We start from the raw sequence: 15,242 nt of genomic DNA on the forward strand, positions 1-15,242 counted from the left end.
ATATGGCAAGACGTAAGAATATGGAAAGACGTAGAGTGATTTTAGGAAATACATTTAAGCTAATCCGCGAAAATGGTCTAGAAAAAGTTTCCTTGCAAATGATCGCAGAAAAAAGCGAAATTTCTAAGTCACTTTTGCAGTCTTACTATCCACACAAGTCAAAGTTGATCAGCGATATTGCACGTAACTTGCTGACGACTTTGAGCAGTGAAGTCGACAAGTATGACGACATTGGACACTCCAGCCCGTATGCACACATGAAGGCATTTATCTATACTGTCTTCATCTTGGGTTCACGCGATGAAGGACTAGATCGCATCATCTCACAAGCAATCACTAGCAGCGATTCATTAGACAACTGGGGCGATGTACTACTTAGCTGGTTGAAGGAAAATAACATCTTTGGCGAATATCCTGAAGATTTCCATGATGAAATTGCGACTGGTATTGCCTTTGTAGCAGTTGGTGTTGGTAGATTGTACCACGAACGCAAGAAGCACCATTTGACTGCTGAAGATTTGGCTAACTACGCAATTAGCTCATTGATGTACAGCTTCTGCCATGAAGATCACGCAACAATTCAAAAGGCCTTGCAAGATGGTCACAGAATTATCGCTTCTGCAGATATGTCCAGCATCCACGAGTCAATCGACAAGATGTTTGACCCAGGCAAAGATATTATCAGTTAAAGGGGAAAGAGATTATGGTTGAGCAGTCCCGGGCCGATTTGCGGCGCTTAAGTCAAGAACAAAATCATGAGTACAAACGAACCCTAGCTTTTGTTATCTTCTTAATCGTGGGCTTAGCCATGATTACAAGTACTTTTTTGAATCCTGCTTTTATGAAAAAGCAAATTCGAACTAGTAGCAACGAAGCGGTAATAGTTCGTCAGGTCAATGCCAATTTCGATGGGTTGTCGCAGCTGATTGGCGCAGATCATGAAGAAAATTCTAATTTATTGACCAGCAAGCAGACCAATCCAATTGCTGATCACATTATCGATTACACTTTAGGCTTTCACTGGTTTAAAGTCAGCAACGAAAATTTAGCCAAAGAAATTCTTGATGATATCGAGGATAATGTTGGAAACGGCACTTCCAGCGAGGCGCAAACGATTTACAACAAATTGAAAAAGCAAAAGAGCAAGACATATGTAATTATTCAGGCTTTTGATCTGAATGTCGTTACTTTAGGCGCTAATATCGCCATGATCTTGCTAGTGGTGAATATCATTATTATTCTGGTGACGATCATTACTTTGATTTCGCTAATCAATGATATGAGAACCCGCTTGAAAGTAAAGGCCTTAATCCATGCGATAACTGGAGCAGGGATGTGGGCTGGCTTTTGGCTAATTTTAATCAGTGGCCTAATTGCGGTAATTCCTGTTTTCTTTAATGTAGAAACGCCAGCTTTTGGTGCATTTGGCTATCTACTAGAAATCAGCAGCGGAGTTTTCTTAGAATTCGTAATTGCCGGCGCAATTATGTATGTAATCTGTGCAATTCCGTGGCAATTATCAACGACAAATTGATAACTTTAAAAGTCTGGAGAAATTCTAGGCTTTTTTTGAACCTTAAAAAATGCTAAACTGTTAAAAATTTTGTTACAATTAGACAAATAACTTTTTTCAAGAGTAGAGAGTAGGAAGATTAAATGGGAAAAATAAAGCATCTCATCCTCATTCTGCTTGTTAGCTTGCTAGGATTATCTATTTCAACAGCAACGCCAGTTCAAGCTGCCAAACAGAATAAGGTTGAAGCAAACACAGTTTTGCAAAAGATTCAAAAAAGTAAGCAGCTGGTTGTCGGCACCTCAGCTGACTATCCACCACTTGAATTTACCGCTAGCGAAAACGGCAGCACTAAATATGTTGGGGTTGATATTGAGCTTGCCAAGGATATCGCTAAGGATTTGGGTGCTAAATTAGTGATCAAGAATATGTCCTTTGATTCATTGTTAGTTGCCCTTGAAACTGGCAAGGTCGACATGGTTATTTCAGCCATGACTCCTACGCCAGAGCGGAAGAAGAGCGTGGACTTTTCTAAGATTTACTACCGTCCAAGTGGCGAATATTTCCTTATTAACAAGAAAGATCAAGCTAAGTACAAGTCTATCAAGGACTTTGCTGGTCAAACTTTAGGTGCGCAAACTGGTAGTATTCAATATGAATTGATCCAAAAGCAAATGAAAAAGAGCAAGGTTAAGGGCCTAGGCAAGATCAACAACCTGGTTTTGGCTTTGCAATCAGGCAAGGTAGCTGGGGTAGTTGTTGAAGAATTGATCGCTAAGGCTTATGCCCAAAACAACAAGAACTTGCTTGCCGTTAGAAGTGATTTGAAAGAAGATCAAGCCGGCAACGCTGTTGCAATTGCCAAGGGTCAAACTGCTTTAGTTAAGAAGGTCAACCAAACCATCGACCGCGTTCAAAAAGACAAGTTGATCGATCAAAAGTACTTGCCAGCAGCTGCTAAATACATGAAAACAGCCAGCAAGAACAACTCAATGAGCAAGTATCTCCCATACTTCATCAAAGGTTTAGGCTACACCGTTATTATCACGATCTTTTCAGTTTTAATCGGGGTCATTTTGGGAACAGTTTTTGCTTTGATGAGATTGTCCAATGTTAAAATTTTGCACGGCCTGGCAGTTGCCTACATTGAATTTATCCGTGGTACTCCGCAAATGGTGCAAATTCTGTTTGTTTACTTCGGCGTTGGCTACTTAATTTCCAACTTATCAGCTGTGGTCGCCGGAATTATTGCCATTGGGTTAAACTCGGCAGCATATGTGGCCGAAGATATTCGGTCCGGAATTGAGTCTATTGCCAAGGGTCAAACTGAAGCAGCCCGCAGTCTTGGTTTGAGTCAAGCTAAGACTTACCGCTACGTTATTATTCCACAAGCTTTGAAGAATATTTGGCCAGCACTAGGAAATGAGTTCATTACCTTGCTTAAGGATAGTTCTTTGGTATCTGTAATTGGGGTCTCTGAATTGATGTACCAAACTCAATTAGTCCAAACTTCAACCTACCGAGGCGTCTTGCCATTATTCATCGCAATGGTGATCTACTTTATTATGACTTTCACTTTGTCAAGAATTTTGAATTACTTTGAGAAACGGATGAAACACAATGACTAATGCAATGATAAAAATCGACCACCTCAAGAAGCAATTTGGCGAAAATGAGGTTTTGAAAGATATTTCAGCTGAAGTAGATAAGGGACAAGTTATCTGCATTATCGGCCCATCTGGATCAGGAAAAAGTACTTTTTTGCGTTGTTTGAATGTGTTAGAGCATCCAACTTCTGGTAAAATTGTCTTTGACGGTACTGATTTAGCACAATTAAAAGACGGCAAAGAGTTAGATCAATTGCGTGAAAAGATGGGAATGGTGTTCCAGAGTTTTAATCTTTTCCCAAATATGAACGTAATTGAAAATATCAAATTGGCACCAATGAAAGTTAAGGGCTTAAGCGAAGAAGAAGCTGAAAAGACAGCTTTAGAACTGCTTGAGCGCGTTGGCTTGAAGGATAGGGCTAAGCAATATCCATCTAGCCTATCTGGCGGTCAGCAGCAGCGTGTAGCCATTGCTAGAGCTTTGGCAATGAATCCTGAAGTGATGCTATTTGATGAACCAACTTCTGCTCTTGACCCAGAAATGGTTGGCGAAGTTTTGAAGACAATGCAGGACTTAGCCGAAAGCGGCATGACGATGGTTGTGGTAACGCACGAAATGGGCTTTGCTCGCGAAGTTGCAGATGAAATTTGGTTTATGGCCGATGGCTACTTGCAAGAACAAGGCAAGCCAGAAGAACTTTTTGCTAGTCCTAAGAGTCAAAGAGCAAAGGACTTTTTGGCTAAGGTGCTTTAGTTTCACTTAATTTTGGGGGCAGGAAGAAGTTTGACTTTAAAGCAATATTTTCGTTTCGTAAAGATTCACACATCGACTCTATCGCTGTTTGGCTATGGCCTTGGGGCAGCTATTATTTACTTGCTTAATGGTAATTGGAACTGGCAGAATTCTCTGATCTTTTTTGTCGCTTCGATGATTTTCGACAATATGATCACGGGAGTTAACACGGTGATGGATTATGTCATGGCTAAAGATGAACGCTTTAAAGAAATCAGCGTCATGACGGTTGAAAATATTTCAGTTAAACAAGCCTTTAGCGTAATTGGCTTGATGGTAACTTTAGGTGCCGGGCTTGGTTTATGGCTGTGTTTTAGGACTAATTGGATGTTGTTTTTCCTAGGTGGGGCAATGTTTTTGATTTTTGCCTTTTACACTTCAGGTCCATTCCCAATTTCGCGCATGCCACTGGGCGAAGCTTTCAGCGGTACGGCTCAGGGCTTAGGGATTCCATTTTTGTTTGTTTTCGTCAATGACAACTACAATCGCTTATTGGCCTTGAACTTTACGCCCGCAGCTAATGGCTACAACTTCAGTATCACTGGCAACTTACGCGATTTGATCACGGTTGTTTTGATCTGCGTGCCGGCCTGGCTTTATACGTCAAACGTCATGCTGGCTGACAACTTATCAGACCGGGTGTTAGATGAAGCTAATGGCCGCCATACCTTACCCGTAGTCTTTGGAGCCAAGAAGGCGCTCTTGCTGTATCAGACTTTGGCTTATTTGCCATATCTCTTTATTGCAGCAGCGGCTTTATTGCACATTACGCCATATTTGAGCTTGCTGAGTTTATTGACTTTTCCTTTAATTAGAAAAAATGTTGAGACCTTCAGAAAAAGGCAGGTTAAATCTGAGACTTTCGTGACGGCTTTGCAGAACTTTCAGATTGTAACTACGGCGCAGATTATTACGATTACGCTAGGGGTTTGGCTTAAGTTTTAGTCAAACAAAAGGCTGTTTATCCTTAAAAACTAGGATAGACAGCCTTTTTACTTTAGAAAAATTTACCTAGGCAAGTTCAATTACTAGACTGCGGATAAATTCGGTATGTTTCCATTGACCCTTTTTTAGTGAGTCAAAGTAGTATTGATCGTCATTTTCGTTAGGAGTAGGGTTAATAATTGCCCAAAGCTTGGCTCCTTGACTTGAGAAGGCAGACTTTAATTCTTTTTGCTTAGAAACTTTTTGATAGGTTTTAGCCTTTTTCCGTCTAAGTTTGACACTTTGGCTAGATGGTGAAACTAAGTTAAACAGCTTGAAGCTGTAGCTGTAGATTCCCTTGATGTCGACTGAATATGCATGCCCAGCAATTAACGGAGTAGCACCAGGGGAGTAGGTGATGATCGTCTTGAAGTTGCCATAGCCTGAGCTAGAGTAGTTCTTGACATTTTCAGCCTGGTAGCTCTTGCCACTGTCGCGGTCAGTGATTCTGATCTTTGGCTTATTGGTGTAGCTGCGACTAGACAAGTACAATGACCAAGCAATATTTGGTCCTTTAGTGATTTCAATTGGAAATACTCCCGTGTTTGGGTAGGCAACGACTTCTTGAGACGGTGCTCTGAACAAATCGCTGATGTTTAAGACTTTTTGCACAGAATAGCGGTAGCCGTTTGAGCCATAGACTGCACCGATACCAGTTGAGGATAATCTAGTTGAAAGAATCCAAGCTCGGTGTCCTGTATCTGAGCCGCTTAAATTGTATTGGTCAGTCAATAAGTCAGTAATGACATCACCAGCTGACTCGTTGTTGACGTTGAAGTTTAAGTTGGAAGTTTCGGTAACATCTTGCGCCAGCTTCCACACTTCCTTGTCAATGTAGCTTGGCCGAGTTTCTGATGGTAGGCCGTGTTGATTGACAAAGGGGTTAGCGTTGATTGCGGCCATGACAGCGGCCGCTTTTTGTGCATTTTCGTTAGCTGTCCTAGTGGTGATAATTGGCGCTAATCCAAACAAGCTTCGATAGTAGTTGATATAGTTTAATTGAGTATCTATGTATCCATTGCTCAATTCCCCAGCTGAAAAGCCATTTCCCAGTACTGGCTTTTGGCTGTAGAGATTATTTGGATTATAGTGAGTCTTATTCAAATTGGCATACTCTTTTTGCCAGGTGTGAACTTGCGTGGTTTCGCCTTGGCTGAAAGTAGCCGCTTGAATAGGGCTAGCCATGCTAAAAGCTAGTCCGATAGCTAAACTGATACTGATAATTTTGCCTTTAAGCATGGAAATCGCCCCCCTTCTACTTTCCCTATCTTAATTATAACCTTTATGTAAGGGCTTTTAAAAAATTTAAACTCATATTTTTGTTTTTTATTAATTCTAATTGCGTATAATTAGGGAAGTGACAATAAATATGAATTAATCGAGGAAAATAATTATGACTAAAAAAACGCAAGTAGGATTATTATTTGGTGGAAATTCTTCTGAATATGAAGTTTCGATCATGTCTGGTAGCAACATTTACGATGCAATTGACAAAGACAAGTTCGACGTTCACCCAATTTGGGTGACTAATGATGGCTACTTTGCTAGCGAAGAAGATTCTTTCAAGGTTTTGAAGGATCCAAAATACCAAGTCCAAAATCCAGGCAAGGTAGCTAACTTGTCTAACTTGATCGAATTGACTAAGCTAGCTGAAATCGATGTCTTCTTCCCAATCGTTCACGGCAATTTAGGTGAAGATGGTGGTTTGCAAGGCTTATTCAGAATCTTGGACAAGCCATTTGTCGGCGATGACATCTTGGCAGCTGCTGTAACGATGGACAAGGAATTTACCAAGATCTTGGCTCAAAGAGTTGGCATCAATGTTGCTGACTGGATCAGCATCAAGCGCTTTGAATATAACGATAAGGATAACCAAAAGACTGACTACGACTATGTAGCAAGCAAATTAGGAGGCGATTTGTTCGTTAAGCCTTCTAACCAAGGTTCATCAGTTGGGGTAAGCCATGTAACTAACAAGGAAGAATATCAAGCAGCTTTAGCTGAAGCCTTCAAGTACGACGACAAGGTTTTGGTTGAAGAAACTATTCATGGTACTGAAGTAGAAACTGCCGTACTTGGCAATGACGACCCAATTGTTGCTGGCGTTGGTCAAATCATCAATGCGGCTGATTCTTTCTACACTTACGAAAACAAGTACGACGATAATTCAACTTCTAAGTTGGAAATTCCAGCTAACATTCCAGCTGAAACAGTCGAACAAATTCGCGCAAATGCCCTTAAGCTCTTTAGAGTAACTGAATGCTCAGGTCTTGCTCGAATCGACTCAATGCTCACTCCAGAAGGCAAGATCGTCTTGACTGAACTTAACGCCTTGCCAGGATTTACCAACATTAGTATGTATCCAAAGTTGTTTGAAGAAGCTGGCATTCCTTACACTGAATTGATTACCAAGCTAATTGAAGCTGGTCAAGCTAGATACGCTCACAAGAAGACCTTGCTTCACAAGCATGATTAAGATTTAGGTGGGAGTTTTTTGGAAAAGATGACGGTTGATAAACACGAATTCGAAGAATTGCTTGCTCCTTCGCAAGTAGCTAAGGAACTAGGCGTAAGTCCAGCAACTTTGCGCAATTATTCTACGATTGTTGAAAAGGTAACGGCCAATGGCGATTACTATGAACGCAATAAGCGCAACTCTCGCTTATATCGAAAGCAAGACTTGGCAGATTTGCAGGCTTTGCACAAATTGTCGCAAGACCATGGCTTGACTCTGCAGCAAGCAGCTAGACAAATTTTTGCCGTAAGCGAAGTTAAAGAAGATACAGCTGACAAGCAGGCCTTGTCGACAGAAATGATGAACGACAAACAAGTGATCAAGTTGCTAGAGGCCTTGAGTCAGACGATTGCTAACCAAAATCAAGCCATCAAGGACTTGCAAGAGCAGCTGGCTAAGATTCAAGAGCAAAACCAAACCTTGCTTGAAAGTCAAAAGCTAGCTAAGCCAAAGAGTGAAGTTGATCCAGAAATTGAAGCCTTGCCAGATATCTCTGGCATTGTCATTCAAGGTCAAACCAAGGAAGAAAAGAGTCCTGAGGACAAGCGCAAAGAAGTAGCAGCGGACATGATGAAGAGCGAGGATCAAGTTCGCGACGAGATTCTGAATAAAGCAAAGGAAAATGCCAAAAAACGCGCGACTGCCAATGTTCACCGGACTTTGGAGGATATGCAGCTGCCAAAGAAGAAAAAACATTGGTGGCAAAGATTTTTAAATTAGTTAAGATTTACTAAGACGGCTTTCAAAGAGGCCGTCTTTTGTTTATAACAGATAAGACAGCAATTTACGAAAAGGATGACACAATGAAGATAAATAAAAAGCGTTTAGTAGCTGCCTTAATTGCGTTAGTTGTGGGGCTTGCAGCTACTTGGGCGACTTACTTTGCGACAGATATCTATCAAAAGCATGACGTAGCGGTGATTGTCGACAAGAAGATCGAGGAGAAGTTGATTGGGAAGAATGTCGACGTCTACAAGAATAAGGACGAAACTAGAGAGCAGATTCTGCACCTGAAGGTGTTGTCAGGCAAGGACAAGGGGCAGACTTTTACCGTTAAGAACCAATACTATCCATCTCAATTGGTAACTCAGAAGTACCAAGCTGGGCAGCGAGTTTTCATCAGTATTAAGAAAACGAGCATTGCCTTGATCAACCCTAAGCGCGACTGGGTCTTGGTGTTAATTTTGACGATTACGATCAGCCTGATGATTCTCTTAGCGGGTAAATTTACCATTGCTTTGTTAGTTTCGATGGCTTTAAGCTGGATTGTCTTTTACGGGGTTATCTTGTGGGATGTGAAGCTAAACGGCAGTCAGATTATCTTGATCTTTGGCCTAGCGGATGTGGTCTTTTCTTTCATCAGTTTGCTGATAGTGCAAGGCTTTAACAAAAAAATGTTGGTGACTTGGATGGCAACTTTGCTAGGAATCTTTGTCTCTTTTGCTCTGAGTTATTTGATTATGCAGCTGACTGGGCAAACAGAGATGCGCTATGAAACTGGCGACTATGCAACCCAAGACCCAAGAGGAATTTTCCTTGCTCAAACGCTCTTAGGGGTTCTAGGAGCGGTGATGGATGAGTCAACGGATATTATCTCAAGTCTGTATGAAATCATTCAGCACCGGCCTGACATTACGCCTAAGGAGCTAATGAAGAGCGGGAGAACGATGGGGCAAGAAATCATGGGACCACTAATCAATGTCTTAGTCTTGATCTTTATGGCGGAAGAGTTGCCAATGACCATTCTTTATTTAAGAGACAACAACACGATTAGCTCTTCATTTGGCTTTACCTTGTCGCTTGGCGCCACTCAGAGCGTAATTTCAGCCATAAGTATTGTGCTGACGGTAATTATTGCGACAGCTTGCAGCTTGTTGTTTTTGAAAGATAAACAAAAGAAAGGGCAGAAATGAGTACCTTATTAGCGTTGACTATTGTGCTGGCTATTTTGATGACCATTGTTGGAGCTGAAACAGGAATCAGATCGTTTTTTAGCGTTTTGATCAATACCTTGCTTTTGATTTTGGTGGCGGTCTTGATTTCATGGGGAATTTCGATACCGATTATTACCCTGATTTTTATTCCGCTTAAATTAGCGACGATTATTTTTCTAGGAACGCACGACTACACAGTGGCTAAGAATTCATTTACCGTAGCTTTTAGTGTATGTTTATTAGTAGGAGTTTTAATTCTAATTGGACAATGGCTAGCGCAAGCAGCTGGTCTGGGACCAGAAGCTGGTGAAGTCTTAGTTGGCTTGTCGCAGATGCCAGGCTTAAGCTATCCAGAAATTGCGGTAACGGTGGCCATCTTTTCGACTTTGGGTGCGATTGCGGAAGCTGCCGTTGCCATGAATTCGGGACTATTAGAATTGAAGAAGCACAACCCCGCAATTAGCCGCAAGCAGCTAGAAAAAAGTGGGGCAGCAATTGGCCGAGATATTCTTGGAACGTCAATGAATACTATTTTATTCGGGATGTTCGGCAGTTTCTTGTCATTATTTTTGTGGTATTTCCGATTAGGCTATACTTTTGGTGAAGTTATGAATGAGAAGCTCTTTGTCAATGAAGCCTTGATTATCATGTATTCATTGATTGGCGTATTATTGACGGTTCCTTTGTCAACATATCTCTTAAGCCGGAAGATGACAGAAACAAAGGTGAAAAAATGAAGCAAGCAAGTTTGACTTTGAAGAATTTTAACGGCCGGGAATTTAGCTTGAAGAGCTATACTGCAGAAAATGAAAACCGTCCATTGATGCTGGTGATTCCAGGTGGCAGTTTTGATCATTTATCGCAAAAAGAAAGCGAGCCAGTGGCACTAGCTTATTACAAGGCAGGCTTTAATACGGCGATTGTTCAATATAACTTAATTGGCGATCCAGGGATGATTTATCCAGATGCAGCGCTAGATGTTTTGACGGCGATTAAGTATTACCGCCAAAATATGTCAGGAGTAATTGCAGACAAAATTTATACGATTGGCTTTTCTGCTGGCGGTCATGTGGCTAGCGTAGCCAATTACTTTGCCACAAGCAAAGACTACCAAGCAGAATACGGCTATTATCAAGCAGAAGTTGTGCCAAATAAGACCATCTTAGGCTATCCGCTAATCGATATTAAGAAGATCGGCTTTCCACTGCCAGATGGTGCAGAAGAAATGTTGCCAGCAGACCCTAAGATCAATGACACAGCTTTAGCTGTTACACGTGAAACACCAGCGACTTTCATGTTTCAGGCACTGGATGATCAGATCGTTTTAGTCGACAATTCTATCAGCTATTTAGAGGCTTTGCGCAAAGCAAAGGTAAGAAGCGAACTGCATTTATTTGAAAAAGGCGGTCATGGCTTTGGATTAGCTAATTATCATGACCACGATTGGCCAAATGATCCACATTTAGCTAGTTGGTTTGAATTAAGTTTGGCTTGGCTAGAATTTTAGAAACAGAAAAGGACACGATCACATTTTTGTGAATACGTGTCCTTTTTTCTATTTGTTAATCAAAATATGACTTATCGCGGTAGAAGACAACTTCCTTACCAGCAACAAGTGGCCCAGATGACTTGTAGACAGTCAATCTAATTGCCCTTGCTTTAATATTGCGCAAGCCGATAACCTTGTTCTTGCTATCAGCCTTCCAGTGGAAATGTTCGCCGTAGCTTTGGAAAGTTTGTCCATCAAGCGATATTTCTAAACCAACCTCAATTGGATCATTGTGATGGTCGATATTGTGCGGAGTAAAGACCATCCGGCTGAGCAATTCAACTTGGTTGAAGGCAAAGGTTAAAGTTAATGGCTTTGCTTCATCAAATTCGTCTTGCGTTTGCCATTCGCTTGATGACTTCAAATCAGTCAAATAGCTAAGCGGGTGACTGACTGCAGCTTGATAGTTTGAATTAACTTTGACATTTTTAATCGCATAGTCAATTGCTGCTCGCTTGGTGATTGCGCCAAATGGCTCTGACCATTCAGAAACCTTGTTGCCAGCCACATTTCTTAAGCGCATGATGTAGCGGGTATTTGGCGTCAATTCGTGGAAGGTGAAGCTGTCACCGCTGATGCCATTATGCAAAATGCCATTGATTTCAATTTGCACTTCTTCAGTTACCTTTGGCCAGTTGACCGTCAAGGAATGGGCTGTGACTTGGTCTAAATCAACGCTTGGCTGCTTAGGCGAGCGCAAAAGCGAGTCGGTGATTGAATGAACCAAGGTTTGAGAACCATAATCAAAATTAGGCAGGCTGATTTCAATCTTAGTATCAGTGATTGAGCGACTAGACAACTTGATTTGTAAGGCGGTTTGCCTTTTTTCTTGGAATTGGTCAAATTCATCTAACCAGCTGTAGTTAGTGTTGTAGAAGAAGCCTTCCTTAGCATGGGCAAAGGTATCAACGGTACCATATTCTTGCATCTTGATGACTTGATCATTGATCTTGACGCTCAAGCCATCAGGATAATGATCGCAAAGGATGTTCAAGCTAGTAGTGCCTTCGCTATCCATGCCAGTAAATTCGCCCTTAGTAGGGAAAATTTCAATTGTCAAGCGGCTGCCCTCGAGCTTACTAGTGACCTTGGTTTCGGTGTGGTTATGGATAAAGTCGCTGTTGCCATTGTCATCGTAGAAGGTAATCGAACTTTCTCCATGTGGGTAAAAGACAAAGTTGCGCTTGCCTGTATCAAAAATTGCCCCGCCTTTGACGAAGACTGGCAAATGCCAAGTTGGATAAGAGAGCTGATTGTAAACCCTGCCGCCGAGGTATTTTTCGCCAGTGAAGAGGTCAATCCACATCATGCGGTGGTTTGGCAAGTAGAGATTGTCCTTGCGCGAATTGCCTTGACCGTCTTCGCGTCCATTGATAATAGGAGCGACTAACAAGCTATCGCCTAACATGAATTCATGCTTTACTTGGTCAGTATAATTGATCTGTTCATGTGGAAATTCCAAGAACAAGGCCCGCATGATAGGACCGCCAAATTGGGCTTGATAGATCAATGAGTAAAGGTATGGAGTCAGCTTCTGTCTTAAGCCAAGATATGCCCGATTGATGCGAGTCATCTTGTTGTTATAAGCAAAAGGCGTCTTTGAAAAGTCTCCTTGGTCGTCCATGTTGAATAGAAGTGGCGTAAAGGCCTTCCACTGGAAATCTCTGATGGCAATTTGGGCATTGCCCCCGCCATTAGTTCCGTCAACTGCACTTGAAACGATCGGCTCGCCAGATAGCCCGGCTCCAATAAAGCCAGCAACTTGAGTAGCAATATTTTCCCAATTGCCGCCGCTATCGCCAAAGATGATGGCAGAATCTTTTTGGCTGCCGCTTTGGCCATTATTTGTCAAAATTAGGCCCCGCTTTCTATTAAGCAAGGTCTTCAAGACCATTTGATTGCGGCCTAAAGCAGTAGGGGAGCTGTTTTCTGACATGATGAAGGAGTATCCCTTGGCAAAGCTAGGGATGTTGCTAGTCCAAATTCCCGCTTCAACGCCTTGTTCTTTGGCATATTGGGCAAAGCTTTCAAAAGCGCCATCATCAACTTGTCCTTGATAGTTAGCCACCATCCAAGATAGAGGGAAGTTGCGCTTGTGGTAGCGATCGATTGTGGCTCTAGCTGAGAATTGATATTCTTCTTCGCCATTTAGCGAGCCTTTGCCACTAGCTTCCCCAGGGTTCTTGGTTCTGACATAGTAATTGCCATCTTCAAACAAGCTAGCATTTCTGACTTTTGCTTGACTTGGTGCCCACATAGTTGATTGGTAGTTGCCGATATGACCTAAGCCTAGAGCATATTTTGGCGGCATGATTGGCCGGCCGGTAATAGCGTAGAACTTAGCCAAGATTTCATCAGGGGTGTCGCCAATCAAATAGAAACTATCAAAAATTGACTCCTCGTGACTAATGACTGTTACATCTTTGTTCAACTTGCCAAAGTCGTAGCTGCCGCTAGCTTCGGTGTTTCTAAATTCGCCAAAGCCGGCATTGGACCAGAAGAATGGCACTTGGCTGATAACGCCGCCTTTGCCAGTGATCTTGTCGGCCTTGATTTCGATTTGTCTACCCTTATGAGAAAAGGCGCCGTTTTGTAAGCCACCGCCGAAGTAGAATTCGTTCTTGTTTTGCTTCAAAAATTCGTAGCTTTGACCCTTGCCAAGTTCAAGCGAGCTGGCTTGAACCATGCGCGGACGGTGAAGATGATTGTCAAAAATTGTCATCAAGGCAGGCTTTTGCCCAAAAATCAACTGATAGTCGCCAGTTTGAATAATCAAAGAATCGCTGGTTGCGCGTGGGCGAGACTTTTCAAATAAATGATTGTTGAAATAAGTCAAGTTGACTAATGAGCTGTGGTTTTCATTGAATTCTTTACTTGGATCAAGGAAAAACCGAAAAATCCCATCTGCTAAAATATATAAACGTGCTATTTCGCCGGTTGAATAATGTAATTCATAATAATGATCTTGTTTGCTAGCACCGACGAGTTGACCTAATTGATGTCGATTAAATTGCATTTCTTGTGTCATTTTGCATCTTCCTAAATTATCTTCTTTGTTCCATTATAACGAAAAAAACGAGATACCATAGCAATAATTAAACTTATTTACAATTGGTAAAGACCAATTTATTTGGTAAAATAGAATTGATTGATAAATTTTAGATTGGATCGAGGCAAAAAAATGGCTTATTACATTCATGCAGACAAATTTTTCTTAGAAAACCGCACTGAAAATGGCGGCTATCTTGAAGTTCAATCAGATGGCAAGTTTGGCTTCTATTATCCTGAAAGCCAAAAGCCAGCTGGGGAAATCCGCGAATATCAAGGTAAATGGATTGCTCCCGGCTTAGTTGACACCCACATTCACGGCTCTTTAAAAGAAGACGTAATGAAGAGCGACTGGGAAGGCATCAACAAGATTTCTGAAGGCTTGTTAAGAGCAGGGGTTACTTCATGGCTTCCAACTACAGTTACAGCGGCTAGCGATGAATTGACTAAGATTTGCGAAATGTTTGCCAAGCACCAAGGCGAGGAAACTGGTGCCAAGATCAAGGGATTGCACTTTGAGGGACCATTCTTTACTGAAGAACACGCCGGTGCAGAAAATCCTAAATACATGACTGATCCAGATATCGAAAAATTGGACAAGTGGCTTTCAGCTTCTAATGGTATGCTCAAGAAGATTGCCATGGCACCTGAGCGCAAGGGATCAGTAGAATTTATCAGAGAAGCAGTTAAAAAGGGCGTAGTTGTGGCTTTGGGACACTCAAATGCAAACTTTGACCAAGCTGTTGCTGGCGTTGAAGCTGGAGCTAGCGTCTTTACTCACACCTTCAATGGGATGCCTGACCCAGCTCACCATGGTCCATCTATTTCTAATGCGGCTATGTCTTTAAACAATGTGACTGATGAATTGATCTGCGATGGCCACCACGTAGATCCAGCCATGGCTAAGGCTTTGATTGAAGCAGTCGGCGTTGAACATGTTGCTTTGATTACTGACTGTATGGAAGCTGGCATGATGCCAGATGGCGACTACATCTTGGGCGAATTGCCAGTCTACGTTAAGGATGGCATGGCCCGACTTAAAGATGGTGACAACTTAGCCGGCAGCGTTTTACTACTTAAAGATGCAGTTAAGAATGTCGTTGACTGGAACATCGTTACGCCAGAAAAGGCGGTCATGATGGCCTCATATGTTCCAGCTAAGAGCTCTGATTTGCTTGATTCATGCGGCAGCATCAAGCCTGATAAGGATGCAGACTTTATTGTTTTGAACCCAGATATGACTTTGAGCGAAACTTATTTAAATGGTGTTTCTCGCTACAAGGCATAATAGATACAAAA

The 15,242-nt window shown here is 41.9% G+C and carries 13 protein-coding genes; 11 read left to right on the forward strand and 2 right to left on the reverse strand.

The window, feature by feature from the left end:
• The first annotated feature begins 2 nt into the window (after nt 1-2).
• The 5 genes from BN53_RS08995 (at nt 3) to BN53_RS09015 (ending at nt 4,858) form a co-directional block, all read left to right on the forward strand.
• Nucleotides 3-689, forward strand: a complete 687-nt coding sequence (locus BN53_RS08995) for a TetR/AcrR family transcriptional regulator (RefSeq protein ID WP_009560631.1) — start codon at nt 3-5, stop codon at nt 687-689.
• Nucleotides 690-703: 14 nt separating this feature from the next.
• Nucleotides 704-1,534, forward strand: a complete 831-nt coding sequence (locus BN53_RS09000) for a hypothetical protein (RefSeq protein WP_009560632.1) — start codon at nt 704-706, stop codon at nt 1,532-1,534.
• A gap of 122 nt (nt 1,535-1,656) precedes the next feature.
• A complete protein-coding gene (locus BN53_RS09005) occupies nt 1,657-3,141 on the forward strand; it encodes an ABC transporter substrate-binding protein/permease (RefSeq protein ID WP_009560633.1) in 1,485 nt (494 codons plus the stop codon).
• Nucleotides 3,134-3,874 (forward strand): amino acid ABC transporter ATP-binding protein, encoded by a 741-nt coding sequence (locus BN53_RS09010; RefSeq protein ID WP_009560634.1) that lies wholly within the window; start codon nt 3,134-3,136, stop codon nt 3,872-3,874. Before BN53_RS09005 ends, BN53_RS09010 begins: the two co-directional genes overlap by 8 nt.
• A gap of 30 nt (nt 3,875-3,904) precedes the next feature.
• The gene (locus BN53_RS09015) at nt 3,905-4,858 is read left to right on the forward strand and encodes a UbiA family prenyltransferase (protein WP_009560635.1); all 954 of its coding nucleotides are present in this window, start codon (nt 3,905-3,907) and stop codon (nt 4,856-4,858) included.
• A 66-nt stretch (nt 4,859-4,924) separates the two neighbouring features.
• Here BN53_RS09015 and BN53_RS09020 read toward each other — a convergent pair whose 3' ends face one another.
• Nucleotides 4,925-6,136 carry a CAP domain-containing protein gene (locus BN53_RS09020; protein WP_009560636.1) on the reverse strand — a complete coding sequence of 404 codons (1,212 nt, stop codon included), beginning with the start codon at nt 6,134-6,136 and terminating at the stop codon, nt 4,925-4,927.
• 154 nt (nt 6,137-6,290) lie between these two features.
• Here BN53_RS09020 and BN53_RS09025 point away from each other — a divergent pair, with 154 nt between their 5' ends.
• The 5 genes from BN53_RS09025 to BN53_RS09045 all read left to right on the forward strand — a co-directional run bounded on the left by BN53_RS09025 (nt 6,291) and on the right by BN53_RS09045 (nt 10,853).
• Nucleotides 6,291-7,373 (forward strand): D-alanine--D-alanine ligase family protein, encoded by a 1,083-nt coding sequence (locus BN53_RS09025; RefSeq protein WP_009560637.1) that lies wholly within the window; start codon nt 6,291-6,293, stop codon nt 7,371-7,373.
• A gap of 27 nt (nt 7,374-7,400) precedes the next feature.
• A complete protein-coding gene (locus BN53_RS09030; protein ID WP_040537417.1) occupies nt 7,401-8,132 on the forward strand; it encodes a helix-turn-helix domain-containing protein in 732 nt (243 codons plus the stop codon).
• 83 nt (nt 8,133-8,215) lie between these two features.
• Nucleotides 8,216-9,325 carry a YibE/F family protein gene (locus tag BN53_RS09035; RefSeq protein WP_040537418.1) on the forward strand — a complete coding sequence of 370 codons (1,110 nt, stop codon included), beginning with the start codon at nt 8,216-8,218 and terminating at the stop codon, nt 9,323-9,325.
• A complete protein-coding gene (locus tag BN53_RS09040; RefSeq protein ID WP_009560640.1) occupies nt 9,322-10,083 on the forward strand; it encodes a YibE/F family protein in 762 nt (253 codons plus the stop codon). The genes BN53_RS09035 and BN53_RS09040 overlap by 4 nt, the downstream gene beginning before the upstream one ends.
• Nucleotides 10,080-10,853, forward strand: coding sequence for an alpha/beta hydrolase (locus BN53_RS09045; protein ID WP_009560641.1), 774 nt, complete (start codon nt 10,080-10,082; stop codon nt 10,851-10,853). The genes BN53_RS09040 and BN53_RS09045 overlap by 4 nt, the downstream gene beginning before the upstream one ends.
• Nucleotides 10,854-10,908: 55 nt before the next feature.
• On the opposite strand, the gene BN53_RS09050 is transcribed toward BN53_RS09045, so the two are convergent.
• Nucleotides 10,909-13,923 carry a TIM-barrel domain-containing protein gene (locus BN53_RS09050; RefSeq protein WP_009560642.1) on the reverse strand — a complete coding sequence of 1,005 codons (3,015 nt, stop codon included), beginning with the start codon at nt 13,921-13,923 and terminating at the stop codon, nt 10,909-10,911.
• Between the two features lie 153 nt (nt 13,924-14,076).
• Between BN53_RS09050 and nagA the strand changes: the two genes are divergently transcribed.
• Nucleotides 14,077-15,231 carry an N-acetylglucosamine-6-phosphate deacetylase gene (gene nagA / locus BN53_RS09055; RefSeq protein WP_009560643.1) on the forward strand — a complete coding sequence of 385 codons (1,155 nt, stop codon included), beginning with the start codon at nt 14,077-14,079 and terminating at the stop codon, nt 15,229-15,231.
• Nucleotides 15,232-15,242 lie beyond the last annotated feature (11 nt).

This window comes from Lactobacillus pasteurii DSM 23907 = CRBIP 24.76 (assembly GCF_000297025.1).
GTDB lineage: Bacteria > Bacillota > Bacilli > Lactobacillales > Lactobacillaceae > Lactobacillus > Lactobacillus pasteurii.

Bases quoted from the DNA above. Each gene is read 5' to 3' on its own strand.
- BN53_RS08995 (WP_009560631.1), top strand. From the start codon at position 3: ATGGCAAGACGTAAGAATATGGAAAGACGTAGAGTGATTTTAGGAAAT.
- BN53_RS09000 (WP_009560632.1), top strand. From the start codon at position 704: ATGGTTGAGCAGTCCCGGGCCGATTTGCGGCGCTTAAGTCAAGAACAA.
- BN53_RS09005 (WP_009560633.1), top strand. From the start codon at position 1,657: ATGGGAAAAATAAAGCATCTCATCCTCATTCTGCTTGTTAGCTTGCTA.
- BN53_RS09010 (WP_009560634.1), top strand. From the start codon at position 3,134: ATGACTAATGCAATGATAAAAATCGACCACCTCAAGAAGCAATTTGGC.
- BN53_RS09020 (WP_009560636.1), bottom strand. From the start codon at position 6,136: ATGCTTAAAGGCAAAATTATCAGTATCAGTTTAGCTATCGGACTAGCT.
- BN53_RS09025 (WP_009560637.1), top strand. From the start codon at position 6,291: ATGACTAAAAAAACGCAAGTAGGATTATTATTTGGTGGAAATTCTTCT.
- BN53_RS09030 (WP_040537417.1), top strand. From the start codon at position 7,401: ATGACGGTTGATAAACACGAATTCGAAGAATTGCTTGCTCCTTCGCAA.
- BN53_RS09035 (WP_040537418.1), top strand. From the start codon at position 8,216: ATGAAGATAAATAAAAAGCGTTTAGTAGCTGCCTTAATTGCGTTAGTT.
- BN53_RS09040 (WP_009560640.1), top strand. From the start codon at position 9,322: ATGAGTACCTTATTAGCGTTGACTATTGTGCTGGCTATTTTGATGACC.
- BN53_RS09045 (WP_009560641.1), top strand. From the start codon at position 10,080: ATGAAGCAAGCAAGTTTGACTTTGAAGAATTTTAACGGCCGGGAATTT.
- BN53_RS09050 (WP_009560642.1), bottom strand. From the start codon at position 13,923: ATGACACAAGAAATGCAATTTAATCGACATCAATTAGGTCAACTCGTC.
- nagA (WP_009560643.1), top strand. From the start codon at position 14,077: ATGGCTTATTACATTCATGCAGACAAATTTTTCTTAGAAAACCGCACT.